The sequence below is a fragment of the Reyranella sp. genome, assembly GCF_036558665.1.
Classification (GTDB): domain Bacteria; phylum Pseudomonadota; class Alphaproteobacteria; order Reyranellales; family Reyranellaceae; genus Reyranella.
In genome coordinates, this window is sequence record NZ_DATBFE010000161.1 from 14,276 (window position 1) to 34,265 (window position 19,990).

General features: G+C 65.9%; 19 protein-coding genes. 11 read left to right on the forward strand and 8 right to left on the reverse strand.

Annotation, left to right across the window (positions count from 1 at the left end; genetic code table 11):
• Window positions 1-420: a 50S ribosomal protein L17 gene (rplQ, locus tag VH499_RS23510; protein ID WP_332055203.1), complete on the forward strand. Its 420-nt coding sequence runs from the start codon at window positions 1-3 to the stop codon at window positions 418-420.
• A gap of 18 nt (window positions 421-438) precedes the next feature.
• Here rplQ and VH499_RS23515 read toward each other — a convergent pair whose 3' ends face one another.
• Complete coding sequence (locus VH499_RS23515; protein ID WP_414709831.1) at window positions 439-1,710, reverse strand: cytochrome P450; 1,272 nt, start codon at window positions 1,708-1,710, stop codon at window positions 439-441.
• 11 nt (window positions 1,711-1,721) lie between these two features.
• The gene (locus tag VH499_RS23520; protein ID WP_332055205.1) at window positions 1,722-3,512 is read right to left on the reverse strand and encodes an acyl-CoA dehydrogenase; all 1,791 of its coding nucleotides are present in this window, start codon (window positions 3,510-3,512) and stop codon (window positions 1,722-1,724) included.
• A 76-nt stretch (window positions 3,513-3,588) separates the two neighbouring features.
• On the opposite strand from VH499_RS23520, the gene VH499_RS23525 reads away from it, so the two are divergent.
• The 7 genes from VH499_RS23525 (at window position 3,589) to VH499_RS23555 (ending at window position 11,231) form a co-directional block, all read left to right on the forward strand.
• Window positions 3,589-4,362: an enoyl-CoA hydratase/isomerase family protein gene (locus tag VH499_RS23525; RefSeq protein WP_332055206.1), complete on the forward strand. Its 774-nt coding sequence runs from the start codon at window positions 3,589-3,591 to the stop codon at window positions 4,360-4,362.
• 18 nt (window positions 4,363-4,380) lie between these two features.
• Window positions 4,381-5,280: an adenylate/guanylate cyclase domain-containing protein gene (locus tag VH499_RS23530; RefSeq protein WP_332055207.1), complete on the forward strand. Its 900-nt coding sequence runs from the start codon at window positions 4,381-4,383 to the stop codon at window positions 5,278-5,280.
• A 14-nt stretch (window positions 5,281-5,294) separates the two neighbouring features.
• Window positions 5,295-7,139, forward strand: coding sequence for a protein kinase domain-containing protein (locus VH499_RS23535; RefSeq protein ID WP_332055208.1), 1,845 nt, complete (start codon window positions 5,295-5,297; stop codon window positions 7,137-7,139).
• Window positions 7,140-7,198: 59 nt separating this feature from the next.
• The gene (locus tag VH499_RS23540) at window positions 7,199-7,693 is read left to right on the forward strand and encodes a glycine zipper domain-containing protein (RefSeq protein ID WP_332055209.1); all 495 of its coding nucleotides are present in this window, start codon (window positions 7,199-7,201) and stop codon (window positions 7,691-7,693) included.
• A 123-nt stretch (window positions 7,694-7,816) separates the two neighbouring features.
• On the forward strand, window positions 7,817-9,997 hold the full coding sequence (locus VH499_RS23545) for a protein kinase domain-containing protein (RefSeq protein WP_332055210.1): 2,181 nt from the start codon (window positions 7,817-7,819) through the stop codon (window positions 9,995-9,997).
• Window positions 9,998-10,077: 80 nt separating this feature from the next.
• Entirely contained in the window at window positions 10,078-10,947 is an 870-nt protein-coding gene (locus VH499_RS23550; RefSeq protein WP_332055211.1) for an isocitrate lyase/PEP mutase family protein, read from the forward strand.
• Window positions 10,944-11,231 carry a hypothetical protein gene (locus VH499_RS23555; RefSeq protein WP_332055212.1) on the forward strand — a complete coding sequence of 96 codons (288 nt, stop codon included), beginning with the start codon at window positions 10,944-10,946 and terminating at the stop codon, window positions 11,229-11,231. Before VH499_RS23550 ends, VH499_RS23555 begins: the two co-directional genes overlap by 4 nt.
• A gap of 3 nt (window positions 11,232-11,234) precedes the next feature.
• Here the strand turns inward: VH499_RS23555 and VH499_RS23560 are convergent, their stop codons facing one another.
• From VH499_RS23560 to cysQ, 4 genes are read right to left on the reverse strand one after another with little or no spacing between them, the layout of a single operon-like run.
• Window positions 11,235-12,677, reverse strand: a complete 1,443-nt coding sequence (locus tag VH499_RS23560; protein WP_332055213.1) for an FAD-binding oxidoreductase — start codon at window positions 12,675-12,677, stop codon at window positions 11,235-11,237.
• Window positions 12,674-14,143, reverse strand: coding sequence for an FAD-binding oxidoreductase (locus VH499_RS23565; RefSeq protein WP_332055214.1), 1,470 nt, complete (start codon window positions 14,141-14,143; stop codon window positions 12,674-12,676). Before VH499_RS23565 ends, VH499_RS23560 begins: the two co-directional genes overlap by 4 nt.
• 23 nt (window positions 14,144-14,166) lie before the next feature.
• Window positions 14,167-15,138, reverse strand: a complete 972-nt coding sequence (locus VH499_RS23570) for an L-threonylcarbamoyladenylate synthase (RefSeq protein ID WP_414709832.1) — start codon at window positions 15,136-15,138, stop codon at window positions 14,167-14,169.
• A 2-nt stretch (window positions 15,139-15,140) separates the two neighbouring features.
• Complete coding sequence (gene cysQ / locus VH499_RS23575; RefSeq protein WP_332055216.1) at window positions 15,141-15,935, reverse strand: 3'(2'),5'-bisphosphate nucleotidase CysQ; 795 nt, start codon at window positions 15,933-15,935, stop codon at window positions 15,141-15,143.
• A gap of 44 nt (window positions 15,936-15,979) precedes the next feature.
• On the opposite strand from cysQ, the gene mtnN reads away from it, so the two are divergent.
• The 3 genes from mtnN (at window position 15,980) to VH499_RS23590 (ending at window position 18,163) form a co-directional block, all read left to right on the forward strand.
• Window positions 15,980-16,738: a 5'-methylthioadenosine/S-adenosylhomocysteine nucleosidase gene (gene mtnN / locus VH499_RS23580; RefSeq protein WP_332055217.1), complete on the forward strand. Its 759-nt coding sequence runs from the start codon at window positions 15,980-15,982 to the stop codon at window positions 16,736-16,738.
• A gap of 11 nt (window positions 16,739-16,749) precedes the next feature.
• Window positions 16,750-17,595, forward strand: a complete 846-nt coding sequence (locus tag VH499_RS23585; protein WP_332055218.1) for an SDR family oxidoreductase — start codon at window positions 16,750-16,752, stop codon at window positions 17,593-17,595.
• 94 nt (window positions 17,596-17,689) lie between these two features.
• Window positions 17,690-18,163 carry a hypothetical protein gene (locus tag VH499_RS23590; protein WP_332055219.1) on the forward strand — a complete coding sequence of 158 codons (474 nt, stop codon included), beginning with the start codon at window positions 17,690-17,692 and terminating at the stop codon, window positions 18,161-18,163.
• 1 nt (window position 18,164) lies between these two features.
• Here the strand turns inward: VH499_RS23590 and VH499_RS23595 are convergent, their stop codons facing one another.
• Window positions 18,165-18,677: a gluconokinase gene (locus VH499_RS23595; RefSeq protein WP_332055220.1), complete on the reverse strand. Its 513-nt coding sequence runs from the start codon at window positions 18,675-18,677 to the stop codon at window positions 18,165-18,167.
• Between the two features lie 25 nt (window positions 18,678-18,702).
• Entirely contained in the window at window positions 18,703-19,941 is a 1,239-nt protein-coding gene (locus VH499_RS23600) for an LLM class flavin-dependent oxidoreductase (protein WP_332055221.1), read from the reverse strand.
• Window positions 19,942-19,990 lie beyond the last annotated feature (49 nt).

Below are 19,990 nucleotides of genomic sequence, written 5' to 3' on the forward strand. Positions count from 1 at the left end.
ATGCGTCACGGAAATCGCGGCCGGAAATTCCACCGTACGGCGGAGCATCGCAAGGCGATGTTCATGAATCTCGCCGGCGCGCTCATCAAGCACGAGCAGATCACGACCACTTTGCACAAGGCGAAGGACCTGCGTCCGATCGTCGAGAAGCTGGTCACGCTCGGCAAGAAGGGTGGGCTGCATGCACGTCGTCAGGCGATCGGCTTCCTGCGCGATCCCTACGTCGCCGACAAGCTTTTCACGACGCTGGGTCCGCGCTACGCCAAGCGCAACGGTGGCTACCTGCGCGTGCTGAAGGCGGGCTACCGCTTCGGCGACGCCGCTCCGATGGCGGTGATTGAGTTCGTCGAGCGCGACGCCGCCGCCAAGGGCCAGGACTCCGGGCCTTCGGCAGAGACCGAGCAGAAGGAAGCGGCTTGAGTTCCTTCTCCATGGAATTCAGAACGCCCGGTCCTCCGACCGGGCGTTTTCTTTGAAGCGTACCTGTCGCCACGCGATCGGATAGCGGTTGAAGCCGCGGAAGCGGGCGCGACCGCCGCGCTCGGGGTCACCGTCGCGCGCGAGGCCGTCGAAACGGCGTACCAGATGGCCGATGGCAATGGTGCCTTCCAGGCGTGCCAAGACGGCGCCAAGGCACATATGCATGCCCGAGCCGAAGGCGAAATGGCGATTGGGCTCGCGGCCGGCGTCGAAGCGGTCCGGCTCGGAGAACTGGTCGGGATCGCGGTTGGCGGCCCCGATGCCGATATGGATGTAGGTCCCGGCGGCCAGCCTCTCGCCACCGATCTCTAAATCGGCCGACAGGCGGCGGTTGCCGAGCTGGTTGGAGCTCTCGAAGCGCAGGCCCTCCTCGACGCACGTTTTCAGCAGGCCGGGATCGGCCTTGAGCCGCCGCAGTTCGTCGGGGAAGCGCAACAGGGCGTCGACCGTGTTGCCGATCAGGTTGGTCGTGGTCTCGTGGCCCGCGTTCAGGAGGAAGATGCAATTCTGCACCAGCTCCTTGTGCGTCAGCCGCTCGCCGTCGACCTCGCCATGGATCAGCGTGCCCAGGATGTCGTGGTCGTCGGCCGGCCGCTTGCGCCGCTCGGCCACGAGATCGTCCAGATAGGCGGAGAACTCGGCCGCGGCGGCATTGCCTGCCGCCTGGCGTTCCGGCCCGGCGACGGGCTCCAGCGCTCCCAGGATGGCGAGCGAGTAGCGCCGGAACGGCGCCCGGTCGCCGGAAGGCACGCCCAGCATGTCGCAGATCACCTCGACGGGCAGGCGGAAGGCGAAGTCTTCGACCAGATCCATGCGGCCCCGGTCGGCATGCGCCGCCAGCAGGTTGTCGACCACGGCTGCGATCCGAGGCTGGAGGGCCGCCAGGGCACGCGGCGTGAAGGCTGCCGCCAGCAGCTTGCGCACCCGTGTGTGCAATGGCGGGTCGTTGAAGACAAGGCTCGTCGTGTGGTGCCGATAGAGCGGCGTGCCGACACCGAACTTGGGGCCGAACTCCGCCTTCTTGTCGGAACTCATGCGCGGATCGCGATAGCAGATCGCGACATCGGCATAGCGGGAAAGAAAAACGCTGCCGTCGGGCAAGCGCTTCACCGGCGCATGGCGGCGCAGCGCGTGATAGTAGGGAAAGGGATCGTCGAGGAACGACTGTTCGAGCGCGGCGAGGTCGAAGCGCCGGGCGAAGGCCCGCGCCTCGTCTTCGGCGAGCTCGATCAGGCCGTCGCTCAGAACTGGTCCTCCTTCAGCGCGAACACCGTGCGCCCGGCCGCCTTCAGTGGGCCGAGCTGGGCCAGCGCCGGCGGCAGGATCACATCGGCGTAGAAGCGAGCGGTGATCAGCTTGGCCTCCAGGAAGGCGGGATCGCCGTCGCGGGCTGCAAGCTTGCCCTGGGCCACCAGCGCGCTCTTGGCCAGCAGCCAGCCGCCGAGTGCCGTTCCGGCCAGCCGCAGGAATGGCACCGAGCCCGCCAACGCCACCACCAGATCCGCTTTCAACGATCGAGCGACCCATCCGGTCGCCTCTTGCAGGGCATCGGCGGCGGCCTCAACGCCGCTTCGGATCGCCGCCAGGTCGTCGCCGGGCGCGGCCGTCATCTCCTGCGCCAGCGCCCGCATCTCGGCGACCACACCCAGCATGGTCTCGCCGCCGTCCTTGGCGACCTTGCGGCCCACCAGGTCGCGCGCCTGGATGCCGTTGGTGCCCTCGTAGATCGGCAGGATGCGGGCGTCCCGCAGGTGCTGGGCGGCGCCGGTCTCCTCTATGAAGCCCATGCCGCCATGGACCTGCACGCCCATCGAGGCGATCTCGTTGCCGAGGTCGGTGAACCAGGCCTTCACGATCGGGATCAGGAGATCGACGCGGTCCTGGATCTTGCGCGCAGCGTCCTTGTCGGGATGCTTCAGCGCACCGTCGATGCCGGCCGCCGTGTAGTAGCCCAGTGCCCGCATCGCCTCGATCTGGGCACGCATGGTCATCAGCATCCGCCGCACATCGGCATGATGCATGATCGACACGGGCTTGGCGTCTGGGCTTGAATCGTCCTTCGACTGGATCCGACTGCGCGCGAACCCGGCTGCCTGCTGGTAGGCGCGTTCGGCGATCGCCAGCCCCTGGATGCCGACCGAGAGGCGGGCGTTGTTCATCATGGTGAACATGTAGGAAAGGCCACGGCCTTCCTCGCCCACGAGGTAGCCGACCGCGCCCCCGTCGTCGCCGTAGGACATCACGCAGGTCGGGCTCGCATGGATGCCGAGCTTGTGCTCGAGCGAAACGCAGCGCAGATCGTTGCGCCTGCCCGGCTTGCCGTCTTCGCCGAGCAGGAATTTCGGCACGATGAAGAGCGAGATGCCGCGCACGCCGGCCGGCGCATCGGGCGTGCGCGCCAGGACGAGGTGCACGATGTTCTCGGTCATGTCGTGCTCGCCATAGGTGATGAAGATCTTCTGGCCGGTGATCAGGTAGTGGTCACCGGACTTTACCGCCCGCGTCTTGAGCTGGCCGAGATCGGAGCCCGCCTGCGGCTCGGTGAGGTTCATGGTTCCGGTCCATTCGCCGGAGATCATCCTGGGCAGATAGCTGGCCTTCTGTTCGGCCGAGCCGTGATGATGGATCGCGTCGATCGCGCCCTGATTGAGGAGCAGCACCAGGCCGAAGCCCATGTTGGCGGCTTGCCACATCTCCTGGACGCTGGCGGCAAGCACCCAGGGCATGCCCTGGCCGCCGAACTCGGGATCGAAAGGCAGGGAGTTCCAGCCGCCCTCGACGAACTCCTTGTAGATGCCGGCGAAACCCGGGGCGGTGCGCACGATGCCGTTCTCCAGCCGGGCGCCGGCCTTGTCGCCCTCGCGGTTGAGCGGTGCCAGGCCGGCGCCGGCGAGTTTGGCCGCCTCCTCGAGGACGGCGTCGACCGTATCGTCGGTCGCGTGCTCGTAGCCCGGCAGATGGGCGACTTGGCCGAGTCCCGCGACTTCGCGCAGCACGAAGCGCATGTCGGCGAGGGGGGCCGTATAGGTCATCAGTCTCGATTCCTCCGATCGCACTATGCCGCGCTTGGTCGCCTTTGGCGACCGGGTCGGCTATCCTCGGTGCAACATGACCGACACTGTCCTGCTCGCCATCGATGGCCAGCGCGCCACCATCACCCTCAACGATCCGACCAAGCACAACCGCCTGGACACGGAGGGCCTCGCCAGGCTCCGCGACGCCATCGAAGCGGCCGATGCCGATCCCGGCGTGCGCGTCACGGTGCTGACCGGAGCCGGCGAGAAGACGTTTTGCTCGGGCTATGACCTCGACTCGATCCCGTCCGGCAAAGGCGCCCGACCGTCCGAGGGCCGTCACAGCTTCGAGACCGTCATGGATCGGCTCGAGGCGATGCACATGCCGACCCTCTGCGCCCTGAACGGGGGAGTCTATGGCGGGGCGACGGACATGGCACTGGCGTGTGATTTCCGGCTCGGCGTGAAGGGCATGCGATTCTTCATGCCGGCTGCCCGGTTCGGCCTGCACTACTATCCGAGCGGCTTGCGCCGCTACACCCAGAAGGTAAGCCCGAGCTTCGCCAAGCGCGCCTTTTTGTTGTCGGAAGACTTCACGGACGAGGATTTGCTGCGCGCCGGCTACCTCGACTGGCTGGTCGAGCGGGCCGACTTCAAGGCGAAAACGGATGAAATCGTGAGCCGTCTCGCCGGTTTGGCGCCCTTGTCGATGTCGAATATGAAGCGAGCCATCGAGCAATTCGCGCAGGCGGCGCCCGACGTCGGCCGGATTCGCGAGGGGATCCGCGAATGTCAAACTTCGGAGGATCTGCGCGAGGGACTGGCCGCATTACGCGAACGAAGGCCACCGGCCTTCAAGGGAAGGTAGTGTATACTGGACCGCACCATGCAGCGCCGTCTCGCCGCCATCGTCCACGCCGACCTCGCCGGCTTTACCCGGATGATGGAGGGTGCCGAAACGCGGACCTTCCGGCATTTGAAGTCGGCCCAGGCCGAGGTCTGGAAGCCGGCCATCGAGGCAGGCGGCGGGCGGCTGGTCGGGACGGCCGGCGACGCCATGCTGGCCGAGTTCGGTTCGGCCGTCGGTGCGCTCGCCGCCGCGATCGATATCCAGGAGCGCATGGCACGCTTCAACGAGGCGCTGGTGGAGAACCAGCGCATGCTGTTCCGCATCGGCGTCCATCTCGGCGAGGTGATCATCGACGAAGAGGACCAGAACATCTTCGGCGACGGTGTCAACCTCGCGGCGCGGATCCAGGCGATGGCCGATCCGGGCGGCATTGCCGTATCGCGTGCCGTCCGTGACGTGACCGAACTGCGGATCGACTACGCGTTCGTCGACGGCGGCGAGCAACAACTCAAGAATGTCAGCCGGCCGGTCCAGATCTTCCACGTTCGCAATGCCGCGTCCAGTCCGGCCGGAGGGGACTCCTCGAAGACGACGACGCGTCTGTTGCCGCAGGTCACGCTGCGATTCGAGGGTGTCAATTCAGTGGGACAGAAATATTCCTTCGATGTCGCCCTGGACAAGCTGGTCACCCTGGCGAAGGGCATGGTAATCGGCCGCGCCGCCGACCAATGCGAGCTGGTCATCCCCCACGCGACGGTGTCGCGCCGTCATGCGCGTCTTCTTATCGACGGTGACGCCCTGCAGGTCGAGGACCTGGGGTCGACGAATGGTACGGCTGTCAACGGCACAGTGGCCCGCGCCGGGACGCCGGTGCATCTGCAGACCGGGAGCCGGCTGCGCGTCGGCGACGTGGAATTGTCGATCCGGCAGGTTTAGAACCGTCGGACGAGATGACCAATCCGACAAATACCGCCGATCCGGGGTCGATTCAGCCGCCCGAGGTCGATTTTACGGCACTGAACCCCGGGCAGATGATCGGCCGTTACGAGATCGTTTCCGTTCTCGGCCAAGGCGGATTCGGAATCACCTATCGCGCTCGGGACGTGCAGCTAGGGCGCGACGTCGCGATCAAGGAATATCTGCCGTATGCGTTGGCGATGCGGCAGGGCGGTATGACGGTTCTTCCGCGAACCACCAAGCATGCCGGCGATTTCAACTGGGGCCGCGAGCGCTTCGTGTCCGAAGGGCGCACGCTTGCGACGCTCCATGGCACGCCAGCGATCGTGCACGTGTTCGACTTCCTCGAGACCAATGGCACGGCCTACATCGTCATGGAGCTGTTGAGCGGCGAGACGCTCGAGGATCGGCTGAGGCGCCAGGGCACGCTTGCACCTGACGAGGTCGACAGAATCCTTTGGCCACTTCTCGATGGCCTTCAGCAGGTGCACGATGCGGGTTTCCTCCATCGCGACATCAAGCCGGCGAACATCCTGCTGAACGCCGCCGGCAATCCGACCTTGATCGACTTCGGCGCATCGCGCGCGGCAATTGCCGGTCGCACCACGGCCATGACCGCGATCTTCACGCCTGGCTATGCCGCCCCCGAGCAGATGACGTCGGCCAAACAGGGTCCGCCGACCGACATCTACGGCCTGTCGGCGACCCTCTACCACACCATCACGGGCAGGGTGCCGCCCAGCAGCTTCGACCGCATGCTGGAGGATACGTACGAGCCGCTGTCACAGCTCAGGCCTGCCGGATTTGCACCGGGCCTGCTGGCTGGCATCGATGCAGGGCTCGCCGTCACGGCCCGCGACCGGCCGCAAAACGTCGCGAACTGGCGACCGCTTCTTGGTCTCGACACTGCGCCCGTCGGGGATGCGACCGTGATCATGAAGAAACCGGCCGCCGCCCCGCGTCCAGGACCGACGCTGACCGCTCCGGCGCCGCCAGCGGTGGACAAAAAGCGACGCACCGGGCTCTGGGTGGCGGTGGTGGGGGTGGTGCTGGCCGTGCTCGCAGGCGGTGGATACTACGCCATCGCCATGCGCGGCCCCGATCCCGAAATGGCCAGGGCGCGCGCCGCGGCAGAGCAGGCCGAAACGGCGCGCCGACAGGCCGAGCAGGAAGCGGCCAAGCTCCGTGCCGAAGCCGAGCAGCGTCAGAAAGCCGAACAGGAGGCAGCCGAGCGGGCGAGTCGCGAGGAAGCACAGGCTGCGGAGCGAAAGCGCCTCGAAGAGGAGACGCGGCAAAAGATAGAGGCCGAGGTCGCGGCCCAGCGGCAGGCGGAAGAGGCAGCCAAGGCCCGGGCCGAGCAGGAGGCCGAGGCCCGGCGCAAGGACATCGAGGCGGCGCGCAAGGCGATCGAGTTCGTGGCCGGCGACTTCGACCATTTCGGCAAGACGCTGATGATGATCGGTCTCAAGGACCATGCCGACGAGATCCGCTTGCAGGGTGTCGACATCGTCGACGATCCCGCCTTGCGGCAGCTCGCGGTCAATGCGCTGGCAACCCAGACCCGGCACCTCAAATGTCGGCAGACCGATCGCCTGACCGATGGAACACCGCTCTACCGTTGCCTGATCACGGCGCCGAACGCCAAGGGCCCACTCGCCGAGATTCCCGACTCGGATCGGAGCGATCTGGCTCTGGCCCTGGTTCGCAACGGTCTCGTGCTGGCCTCCTGCGATGCACCGCGCGCCTACGCCGATGCAGAAGACGACGCGCGTGGTCGCGCCCAGTCCCTTTGGGGTAGAGTGAAAGTAACAGAATACAAACGGAGATGCTCAAGATGACGGCTACAATGTCCAGTGCGGCTCCCGCTGCCGCAATCCGAACAAGGATTATCGCGCGGATGGCGGGGGTCGCCGTGGCGTGCGTGATCGCCGCGGGCTGCATGACCGGCAACGATTCGCAGCCATCCAACCAGACTACCGGTACGCTGCTGGGGGCGGCATTGGGCGGCACCGTTGGCGGCCTCGCCTTCGGCACCGCAGGCGGGGTGGTCGGCGGCGCCCTCGTAGGTGCCCTGGCCGGCAATCTGGTCGGGCGTGCGCTCGACGACCAGGAGCGCCGCCGACTGGCGGAGGCAACGCAGCGCGCCTACGCCTCCGACACGGACGAGGCAACCGTGTACACCGTCCAGCCGACGAAGACGAATTCGTCCGGGCCGCCGCCCCAACCGACGGTCGTCGCTGCGAAGCCCGCCGGCCCCAAGACCACCCGGCCCGATGGCGGCACGTGCCGGCCGATCGAGCTGACTGCGACCAAAAACGGCCAGACAACGCGTGAGACGACGACCTTTTGCCAGTCCGCCGGCTCGAGCGAGCTGAAGCCGGTGTCCGTCTGAGGCCTTCCCGGGATAGCGGCCGGCCAGGCTGCGTATAACCCGCACGCATTGCCTGGCTGGCACGGCGATGATCGTTGCCGGGCTCGCCGGTGCATGGCACGGTCGCCGCTGCGGGGAGCTTCCATGAGCGACATTGTGGGCCACGGACAGAGCCGGGGTCAGGTCTCGGAAGTCGACTTTGTCGCCCTTCAGCCCGGGCAAAAGGTCGGACGCTACGAAATTGTCGCCATCCTCGGCCAAGGCGGCTTCGGAATTACGTATCGCGCCCGCGACTCCCAGCTCAATCGCGAGGTAGCGATCAAGGAGTACCTGCCGTCGGCCCTCGCGGTCCGGCAGGGCGGCGCCACAGTCCTGCCGCGCTCCACGAAGATGTCCGAGGACTTCTCCTGGGGTCGCCAGCGCTTCGTCGAGGAGGGGCGGACGCTCGCGACGCTGCAGCGTGCCCCGGCAATCGTCCGCGTCTTCGACTTTCTCGAAGACAACGGGACAGCCTACATCATCATGGAGCTGGTGCCCGGCACAACGCTCGAGGACCGGCTGAAGGGTGGCAAGACGCTGGCGGCGGCGGAAGTGGACAGGATCCTGTGGCCGCTGCTCGACGGGCTCGAGAAGGTCCATGCGACGGGCTTCCTGCACCGAGACATCAAGCCGGCCAATATCCTGCTCGACGCGGACGGCAATCCGACACTGATCGATTTCGGCGCTTCACGGGCGGCGATCGCCGGTCGCACCACCGCGATGACAGCGATCTTCACGCCCGGCTATGCGGCGGCGGAGCAATTTACTTCGGCCAAGCAGGGGCCGTGGACCGATGTCTACGGGATCTCGGCAACGATCTATCATGCGATTGCGGGCGTGGCACCACCCAGCGCTTTCGATCGCATGCTCGACGATTCCTATCGACCGTTGGCAAAGGTGATGCCGGCAGGTTTCGCGCCGGGGCTGCTGGTCGGTATCGATGCCGGGCTCGAGGTGCGGGCGACGGATCGTCCGCAATCCATTGCAGGCTGGCGCTCGATCCTGACCCGGGCAGGTACTCCCGATACCCAGGCGACGGTCGCCTTGGCCAAACACGAAGACCCCATGACGATGGGGAGAATCGCCGCCAAGCCGGTGCCGGCCGCGGCAACACCGGTGCCGCCGTCGCGCGGACATGGTCGAGGCGTGTGGGCAGCGCTTGCGGCCATGATCCTCCTGTTTGCAGGCGGCGGATACTACTTCCTGGTTGCCAAGGTGCCGCTGCGGGATGCAGCGGCGCCTCCGGTTCCGGCACAATCGGCGGCAATGGAAGCGGAGAAAGCGGCGCGCGCCGAAGCCGAGGAGCTGGCCCGCCTGCGCGCCGAGAAGGAAGCGCGCGACAAGGCCGACGCGGAAGCCGCGGCCCAAAGGAAGTCGGAGGAAGAGGCAAAGCGAAAGGCTGCCGCCGAGGCTGAAGAACGTCGGCGGATCGAGGAGGAAACGCGGCAGAAGATCGAGGCCGAGATCGCAGCAAAGCAGAAGGCCGAAGAGGAGACCCGTCAGAAGGCCGAGGAGGACGCAGCGGCGCGGCGCAAGGCCGAGGAAGACGAGCGGCGAATGGCTGAAACGGCCGAAGGCACGCTGCATCTCTCTCCACTTGAGCGGCAGCACGTGCAGGTCGCCCTTACGGCATTGGGCTTCAACACCAATGGCTCCGATGGCGTTTTCGGCAGTCACACGCGGGACATGATTTCAGCTTGGCAGAAAAGCCGCAGTTTGGCTGCCACCGGCTTTCTGACCGGCACGCAGCACCAGGCATTGTTGCGCGATGCCGCACCGGCCATTCAAAAGTTCGACGACGAGGAGAAGAAGGCACAAGAGGCGAAGAAGAAGGCCGATGAGGAGAAGGCCAAGGCCGACGCCGCTGCGAAGGCACCTCCACCGGCTCCCGCGGCGCCGGCGCCCGCAACTGCCGCGGCCACGCCGCCGGCGGCAAGCGCTGCTGGGCCGGACGGTCTGTGGCGCGGTTCCTATCGCTGCACCGCCAATCGCCTGAGCGGTGAATTCACCGTGGGCCTGCAGATCCGCGTTGCGGGTGGAACGGGGACATGGGTTCGGCCAGGTTCCGGGCCGGGTACGAAGGGTAACCAGTCGATCACGCTTACGATCGCCGGCAACCAGGTCGTCGTCCATCGCGTCTATCATTCCCTGAGCCATCCCGAGGCCGGCTTCGTCACTGCTACGATGGGCGCCCGGCTCGAGGGCAACGTCATCAGCGGCTCCGGGTCCGAGGCCAATAGCGGCGGGCGTGTCTGCGACCTCCTCCTCGATCGCACAAGCCATTGAGCGGTATGGGATCTCCGCCCGGCCTTGCCATGGCCTGACCGATGCGCGATGTCGGCTGAAAGGCAACGAGAGGGATCGACATGGCTGGAAATGCGAAAGCCGCAGCCTTGCGGACGCAGCTCGCGAAGGGCGAATTCATCCTGGCGCCCGGCATCTACGACGGCATCTCGGCGCGTGTCGCCGACCGCATGGGTTTTCCCGCGCTCTACATGACGGGTTATGGCGCCACCGCCTCCATGCTTGGCTTGCCGGATGCCGGGCTTGCCACCTATTCCGACATGGTAGGGCGTGCCGAGATGATCTGCTCGGTGATCGAGACGCCGCTGATCGCCGATGCCGACACCGGCTACGGCGGGCTCCTGAACGTTCAGCGCACGGTGCGTGGCTACGAGGCAGCAGGCGTTGCCGCTATCCAGATCGAGGATCAGGAGATGCCGAAGAAGTGTGGCCATACACCGGGCCGCCGGGTCGTGCCGGCCGAGGACATGGTGCTCAAGATCAGGGTGGCGACCGAGGCGCGGCGGGATCCCGCGACCTTGATCGTTGCGCGGACCGACGCGCGCACTGCCCTGGGTCTCGATGAGGCGCTGCGCCGGGCCAGACTTTATGAGGAGGCCGGCGCAGACATCATCTTCGTCGAGTCGCCGGAAAGCGAGGCCGAGCTCGAGCGTATCGGCCGGGAGGTGGAGAAGCCGCTGCTCGCCAATATGGTCGAGTTCGGCAAGACGCCGCGCGTGGAGGCGGCCCGGCTCAAGAAGTGGGGTTTCGATCTCGCCATCTATCCGGGGCTCGGCTTCAGTGTGGCCGCCGAGGCCATGCGCGAGGCCTGGCTGCATCTCAAGAAAAAAGGGACGAGCCTCGACATGAAGGTGCCGCAATATCGCGGCATGCACGAGTTGATGGGGTTTCCCGACGTGTGGGACTTCGAGAAGAAGTGGGCGCAGGATTGAACGGGCGGCAGTTCTTCGAGCTTCTGGCCCGCCTGCCGGCGCGCGTATGGCTGCAGGCGGCACTTGGCCTGATCGGCTTCGTCGTGCTCGCGGTGCTGGGCTTTGCCGTGATCGCCGGCGTCGCCGCGGTCGCGCTGGTGGCCATTCTTGCATTCAAGGCCAAGGCGTGGCTGCGGGCTCTGTTTGCAGGCGCGCCGCGGGAAGGCCCGCCTGCCGAGCGGCGCACGAGGGTAACCGATGTTTCGTACGAAATCGTCGATCGCCGCGACGAGGATCGACGGTAGCGGTCAGACCCGGACGATCTTGCCGGGATTCATGATGTTCTGCGGATCGAGGGCGCGCTTGAGGGTGCGCATCACATCGAGCTCGATCTTGCTGCGGTAGTGCGCCAGTTCGTCGACCTTCAATCGGCCGATGCCATGCTCGGCCGAGATCGAGCCGCCGTAGCTCACGACCAGATCATAGACCGCGCGGCTGATCGCATCTCCGTGCTTCATGAAGCGTGCCTTGTCCCAGCCGGCCGGAGCCTGGCAATTGAAATGCAGATTGCCGTCGCCGACATGACCGAAAGGCACGGGCCGACCCTCCGGCAGGACCTTCTTCATGGCCGCCAAGCCCTCGCGCATGAAGGAGGGGATCCGGCTCACCGCGACCGAGATGTCGTGCTTGAGGGAGGGACCCTCGCGCTTCTGGGCCTCCGAGTGGTTCTCGCGCAACGCCCAGAAGGCGCGCGCCTGCGCCTCGTTCTGGGCGATGGCGGCATCGAGCACGAGGCCCTTTTCCATCGCCTCGCCGAGATAGCCTTCCATCTTCTCCGTGAGACCACCTTCGTTCCCAGCCTCGCGGCGCGCCCGCGTGGAGGACCATTCGAGCAGCACGTACCAGTCGTGCCTATCCGTCAGCGGATCGGCGGCTCCGGGAAGGTGCTTCAGGACCAAGTCGATGCCCTGGCGGCTCATCAGCTCGCACGAAGTGACATTGTCTTCGGACGCGGCATGCGCGCCGCTCAGCAGCTCGACGGCCGCGTCGGGGGTGGGTACGGCGATCCAGGACGTCGCGACATCCTTGGCCTTGGGCCAGAGCTTCAACACGGCCTTGGTGATGATGCCGAGCGTGCCTTCGGCACCGAGATAGAGGTCGCGCAGGTCGTAGCCGGTATTGTCCTTCTTGAGAGCACGCAGGCCGTTCCAGATGTCGCCCGCCGGCGTCACCACCTCGAGGCCGAGCACGAGCTGACGGGCATTGCCATAGTGGAGCACCTGCACGCCGCCGGCATTGGTCGAGAGATTGCCGCCGATGGTGCAGCTTCCCTCGGCCGCAAGACTCAGCGGAAACAACCGGTCGTGTGCCGCCGCCTCTTCCTGGATGGTCTTCAGCACGACGCCGGCCTCGACCGTCATCGAGTAGCCGATCGTATCGACCTCGAGAATGCGGCTCATGCGGGCGAGCGACAGCACGATCTCGCGGCCGGACTCGTCGGGGGTCGCACCTCCCATGAACCCGGTGTTGCCGCCCTGCGGCACGATGGCGACCTTCTCGGCAGCGCAGACCTTGACGACAGCCGCTACCTCCTCGGTGGTGGCGGGCCGCACGACAGCAAGCGCGGTCCCCAGATAGTTCTCGCGCCAGTCGGTGAGATAGGGATGCCTGGCCCGCGCGTCGGTGACCAGCCCCTTGTCGCCGACGACAGATCGCAACTTCTCGACGAACACCGAGGCGTTGGCAGTCATGACAGGCGCAGAACTTTGCCCGGATTCATGATGTTCTTTGGATCGAGCGCGCGCTTGATCGTCCGCATGGTGTCGAGCTCGATCCTGGACCGGTAGTGCGCAAGCTCGTCGAGCTTCTCGATGCCGATGCCGTGCTCGGCGGAGATCGAACCCGCCATCGAGGTAATGAGATCATTCACGGCCCTGGTAATGGCAGGCGAATACTGTTTCAGCGTCTCGCGATCCATGCCCCTGGGACCCATGAAGGAGAAATGGATATTGCCGTCGCCGATATGGCCCAGAGGGTAGGGGCGAATTGTCGGCAGGATATCAAGGGTCGCCTTGATGCCTTTGTCGATGAATTCGGGAATCTTGGAAATCGATACCGAGATGTCGTAGCTCAAGCCTGGGCCCTCGGCACGTGAGGCTTCGGCGACGCCCTCGCGAATGCGCCACATGTTGCGCGACTGCGCCTCCGTCTGCGCGATCACGGCATCGAGCACGCGACCGGCTTCCATTTGCTCGGCGAGAAACTGCTCCATCTTCTCCGACATGCCCTCGGCGCCATCCTTGCGTAACCGCGAGGACGACCATTCGAGCAGCAGGTACCAGGGCGTCCCGGCCTTGAGCGGATCCTGCGTGCCCGGAAGGTGGCGCAGCACCATGTCCGTGCAGGTGCGGCTCATCAGCTCGCAGGAACCGACATTGTCCTCCGACGCCGCATGAGCCTCGGAAAGAATCTCGATCGCCGCCTGAGGATCGCGAATAGCGAGCCAGGCCGTGCAAACATCCTTCGGTGCAGGCCAAAGCTTCAACACCGCCTTGGTGATGATGCCGAGCGTTCCTTCGGCGCCCATGAAGAGGTGCTTGAGGTCGTAGCCGGTATTGTCCTTCTTGAGCGAGCGCAGGCCGTCCCAGATATCACCGTTCGGCAGCACCACCTCGAGGCCCATCACCAGGTTGCGCGCATTGCCGTAACGCAGCACCTGCACCCCGCCGGCATTTGTCGAAAGATTGCCGCCGATCATGCAGGAACCCTGGGCGCCGAGGCTCAGCGGAAAGAAACGGTCATGGCTGGCTGCTGCCTCCTGCAGGGTTTGCAGCACACAGCCCGCCTCGACGGTCATGGAGTAGCCAACTGCGTCGACGTTCAGCACATGGTTCATGCGGCCGAGTGACAGCAGGATGCCCTGATGGGTCGGCCATGGCGTGGCGCCGCCCATCAGCCCGGTATTGCCGCCCTGGGGGACGATGGCGATGCCACTGTCATGGCAGACCTTCACCACCCCGGAGACTTCGTCGGTATTGGCCGGCCGCACGACCACGGCCGCCGTTCCGACGAGCGAGCCGCGCCAGTCGGTCACGAACGGCTGCTTGTCCTGCTCGTCCAGGATCAGGCCCTTTTCTCCGACGATGGCGCGCAGCGAATCGAGGACCGCAGGCGTCACAGGCGCGGTCGGAATAGCGGGAATGGCGGTATCGGGCATCGTTTCCTCTCTCGCCCGCGAGCTTAGCCTCGACCCCTCGTCCCGTCATCCGCGGCTGCCCGGCGCAGCCGGTCGTTGATCGCGACGCCCAAGCCCGTCTGCGGGATGGGCATGACCGCGATGCGGCCGATGCCCGGCCGGTCAAGCGCGCGCATGTAGGCAAAGAGGTTGGCCGCGGCCTCGGCAAGATCGCCGGCAGGGCTGAGATTGCACGTCATCACGGCGCCGGCCGGCGGATGCGGCCCGAAAGCCAGCAATCCCTCATCGGGAGAGACCTGCCTGGCCTCGAGCCGAACCGGCCGCGATGGCGCGTAGTGACTCTCGAGTTGACCCGGCGAGGAGCGGATGGCGCTGCCTGTCGGCAGGGCGTCGGACAGCTCAACGGGGCCGACGACGACTTCAATGGCTTCGCGTGTAGCGCCACCCGGGCGCAACAGGACGGGCGTCGGGCCCGTGAGATCCAGCACGGTCGATTCGACGCCGACGAGGCAGGGGCCGCCATCCAGGATCAGCGGAACGCGCTCGCCGAGCGAGTCCGCGACATGGTCGGCCCGTGTGGGACTGACGGCGCCGCTGCGATTGGCCGAGGGCGCCGCGAGCGGCAAGCCGGCGGCGCGGATCAGCGCCTGCGCCACCGGATGCAACGGCGCGCGAATAGCCACCGTGTCGAGTCCCGCCGTCGTCAGCAAGGCGATGGCGGAGCGCTCTGCCCTCGGCAGGACGAATGTCAGCGGACCCGGCCAAAATCTCGCCGCGAGCCTGTCGGCGGCCTCGCTCCACTGCACGAAGCGCCGGGCGTCTGCAACGTCGACGACATGCGCGATCAGGGGGTTGAACTTCGGCCGGCCCTTGGCCTCGAAGATGGCCGCGACAGCGCGCTCGCTGGTGGCATCGCCGCCGAGGCCATAGACGGTCTCGGTCGGGAAGGCGACAAGGCCGCCCTTGCGCAAGAGGCTTGCTGCCTCCTCGATCGTGGCAGCGGTCGGCTCGACGATCCTCACTGAGCGGCCTTGCTGCGCGCGATGAAATGCGGATTGCTGAAGCCCGGCTTGCCATAAAGGAGAGCTCGTCCGTCCGTCGTCACGACTTCGCCACCGGCGGCCACGAGGACGGCCTGGCCCGCCGCGGTATCCCATTCGTTCGTCGGGCCGAAACGTGGATAGATGTCGGCCTGCCCCTCGGCGATCAGACAGAACTTCAATGACGACCCGGCCTGCCTGCGCTCGGCGACTGTGAGGCCGTTGCTACGGAACCAGATATCGAGATCGCTGTAGATCGAATGGCTGCGGCTGGCAAAGGCAGTCAGGCCGGTCGATGGCGGCACGCGGGTTGCGATGCGCTGGAATGAGCCTCCCTTATCGCTTTTGTCGGCGCCCAGCCCGGCGGCGCCGCGCCACAGGATGTCGCTCGCCGGCGCGAGCACAATGCCGAGGATGGGTTGGCCGCCATCGATCAAGGCGATGTTCACGGTGAACTCGCCGTTCCTCTTGATGAACTCCTTGGTCCCGTCCAGCGGATCGACCAGCCAGAACGGGCCGCCGTTCAGCTTGGGCATGCGCCCTGCTGCCATTTCCTCCTCGGCGACCACCGGTGTGTCCGGTGTGAGGTCGCGCAAGCCTGCCAGGATGACCGCCTCCGCGGCGTGATCGGCGTCGGTCACCGGGCTCTTGTCGGCCTTGGTACGTTCGCCCAGGTCGCCGGCATAGATGCGCATGATCTCGCGCGCCGCGGCGCGGGCGAGGCCGGTGCAGGTCGCGCGAAGCGTTTCGAGGGGAGGGAGGGTTCGAGACACGGGACGGTTGCTTTGGCGGCGGCGACCTTATAACCCATTCGTTCATGGCAAACAGGCTTTTGGGTGTCATTTCCGCGATGCCCGAGGAACTTGCGCATCTTGCCGATGATTCAGGCGGCCGGATCGCCGTCGGCGGGCTTTCCTATCTCAAAGGCCACATTGCCGGCCGCGAGGCGATTTTCGTCGAATGTGGAATGGGCAAGGTCAACGCAGGCGTTGCCGCCGCGCTGATGCTCGATCGCTTCCCTTGTACCGCCGTGATGTTCTGCGGCGTGGCCGGCGGCCTCGATCCCGAACTGGGCGTCGGCGACGTCGTCGTGGCGACGCGCAATATCCAATACGACTACGGCGCCGAGCTCGAGGCGGGCTTCAAGACCTACCAGCCAGGAAAGCCGCCGCTGCCGGGCTTCGATGACGCCCATGGCTATGACGTTCCCGGCGATCTTGTCGAGCGACTGAAAGCGGCCGTGGCGGGTGTCATGTTCGAGCCGCTGCCGCCGAATATCGATGCCGGTCGACGCCTGCCTCGAGTGAGCTTTGGGCCGATTGCAACCGGCGACTGCTTCGTGAACAGCCCGCGCACGCGACAAAGGCTCCATGGCACCTATGGCGCGCAAGCCTGCGAGATGGAGGGCGGCGCCGTGGCACAGGTCGCCGAGCGTTTCGGCAACCTGCCGCTGGTGAACGTTCGCTGTCTCAGCGATCTCGCGGGAGCGGACAGCCATCTCGACTTCGGAGCTTTTCTGCCGATTGCGGCGCGCAATGCATCGCTGGTTGCGCACAAGGTTGCGCCGGTCATCTAGAGGAGACATTCATGGGCAGGCTCGATGGCAAGGTCACCATCGTGACAGGCGCAACCAGCGGCATCGGTCGGCGCACTGTCGAGATCTTCGTCGGGGAGGGCGCCAGGGTGGTGGCGACCGGCCGGCGTGAGGAGCTTGGCCGAACGCTCGAACAGGCACTGGGCAAGGACAAGTGCCTGTTCGTGAAAGCGGACGCCACCCAGGAGCGCGAAGTGAAGGCGATGATCGAGGCCTGTCTTGGCAAGTGGGGCCGGCTCGACTGCCTGTTCAACAATGCCGGTGGCCCCGCGCCGGTCGGTGGCATCGAGACGGTGCCGGTCGACGGCTTCGACGCGGCCATGGCCACACTCGTGCGCTCGGTGATGCTCGGCATGAAGCACGCCGCGCCCGTCATGATGAGGCAGGGCCGCGGCAGCATCATCAACAACGGCAGCGTGGCCGCGCGTCGCGCCGGCTATTCGACGTCCATGATCTATGGTGCGGCGAAAGCGGCGGTGAATCACCTGACCGTGTGCGCCGCCATGCAGCTCGGCGAGAAGAACGTCCGGGTGAACTCGATCTCGCCGGGCGGCATTGCCACCGGTATTTTCGCCAAGGCGCTCGGGTTGCCGCCCGACAAGGCCGACGGCTACGCCGAGGCGATGAAGGCGAGCATGGCCAGGAACCAGCCGATCCCGCGCGCCGGCATGACCGACGATATTGCCTACGCTGCCGTGTTCCTCGCGTCCGACGAGTCGAGCTTCGTCAACGGCCACGATCTCGTGGTCGATGGCGGTCTGGTCGGCGGCCGCCAGTGGACGCCCCATCAGGAAGGGGTGAAGGCGATGCGACAGGCCTTCGGTGTCGACGAGAGCTAACCGAATTGCATCGGGTGTGAAGTTCGATGCAGAAGCTGTGGATTAAATCGCCGCGCCGGCCTAACCTGCTCTTTCTAAAGGGGGAGTGGGAGAGATGCGTGGGTACCTGTTGCTCGCCATAGGCGCGATGGTGGCCGGGTGCGCGCAGCCTACGCCCGATCTGTCGTACCGGCCGGTCAGTCTGCCCGAGCCCTACAGGGACTATCCCGAGCCGCCAGCCGGTACGCCGATCGAGGCCGGCCTTCCCGTGAAACTGGACGAGCGCCAGCAGGAGGCCGTGGTCTCCGCCGTTCTCAAATGGATGAAGGAACCGCGGACGGCTTCGTTCGGCGAGTTGCGGGCCGCCAGGAACAAGCGTGGCTGGATTACCGTATGCGGCGGGGTGAGCGGCCGCAATTCGGCCGGAGCCACGATCGGCATGGCGCCCTTCATCGGCGTCATGAAGAGCAAGCCCGCCCCTTCGGAATTCATCGTCGTCGAGATCGGTGCGTTCAACCCCGAACGCGCCGATGTCGAAACGCTTTGCCAGGAAAGCGGAATAGGCAGCACCCCGCGAGCAGGTTCCTAGACTAGCGCCGGACAGCGCGGGCCTCGAGTTGGCGAACGATCTCGGCTACGACCTCCATTGGCCGGTGGCTGACATCGACGACGATGGCCCGCTCGTCGGACGCCGGCTCCTCCAACGTGGCGAACTGGCTGTCGAGCAGCGCCGCCGGCATGAAATGGCCCTTGCGCTTCGCGATACGCCGATGGATGAGCTCGCGCGAGCCGCGTAGATAGATCAGCATCACGTCCGGGTGTTCGCCAATGATGATGTCGCGATAGGCTCGCTTCAGCGCGGAACATGTGAGCACGCCCGACTCGCCGCGCCCGCGCCAGCCATCGATTTCAGCCGCGATCTTCTCCAGCCACGGCCGACGATCGGAGTCGGTGAGCGGCGTGCCGGCGCGCATCTTCTCCACATTCGCCTGCGGATGGAAGTCGTCGCCTTCCTGGAACTGGCAATGCAGCGCGTCCGCCAGCATTCTGGCAATGGTCGTCTTGCCCGATCCCGAGACCCCCATCACCACTGCGATGGTCAAGGAAGCCCTCTCCTGCGGCAGGGCTCTACTTGGTCCGCCGACGCGCCTTCTCGAGATCCGGCACCGCGGCCGATGCCGCGGCAATGCGTGGCGAGGAGGTGACTTTGAGCGCCTCGGCGGCCGCCTCGTTCTCCATGATCTTGGCCATGACGGCCTGACCGGCGCGCTGGAACACGCCGCGATTCTCGATCAGGAACGTCTGCGATTCGCGAAGCTTCCTCACGTAGCCGTTGATCTCCGGCGCGACATAGCGCGCAACTAGATCCCAGCTCCTGAACGTATTCTCGATGTTGGCCCAGTCATGGACGAAGCCTACCACCGTGCCGAACCCACCGCTCGTCTCGTAGACCGACTTGATCATCTTCACGAGATCATCGGGCGTTCCGATCACGGCTGCGGAACCCGGCGCAAGGGCCGTTTTCTCGATCGCGTCGTCGGGCGACGTAAAGGCCACGGAGCCCGGCAATTGCAGGGTGCCGTGGACGTATTCGTTGTGCCAGCGCATCAGGCCGTGCCGAGCCTCCTCGATCGCCTTCTCGCGTGTTTCGGCGATGTGCCAGTTGAGCAGGACACGCCAGTTCCTGCGATCGACGGTCTGGCCGTGTTTCTTCGCCGCCGTCTCGGCGAAGCGCCACTGGGTCGCCAGAGCCGTGAGGCCTTCGCTCGACTGCGAGCCCAGCGAGATGATGCCGATGCCGTACTTGCCCGCCAGCGTCATGCCCGACGGACTGATCTGCGAGGCGACGGCAAAGGGCATATCCTCCTGCAACGGCAGAAGCTGCAATGCCGCGTCCTGCAGTGTGAACCATTCGCTCTTGGCGGTTACACGCTCACCCTTGAACAGACGCCGGATAACGCCGATCGCTTCGTCCTGGCGGTCCCGCTGGACCATCGGATCGATGCCGAGCGTATGCGCATCCGATGCCAGCGCACCCGGACCCGAGCCGAAAATCACCCGGCCGCCCGTCATGTAGTCGAGCTGCACCATGCGCTGCGCCACGTTGTAGGGATGGTGGTAGGGCAGCGAGATCACGCCGGTTGCGAGCTTGATGCGCTTGGTGTGCTCGCCCGCCGCGGCCAGGAACATCTCGGGCGAGGCGATCATCTCCCAGCCGGACGAATGATGTTCGCCGCACCAGAATTCGTCGAAACCGAGCTCGTCGAGATGCTGCACGAACTTCAGGTCGCGGCGGAACTGCAGCATCGGATGTTCGCCGATAGGATGATGCGGGGCGAGAAAAGCGCCGAAACCCAGCCGATGCATAAGACCTCCCTGAACAGGCGGTCATTCGCCTAACATGTCGGCTCGGTGA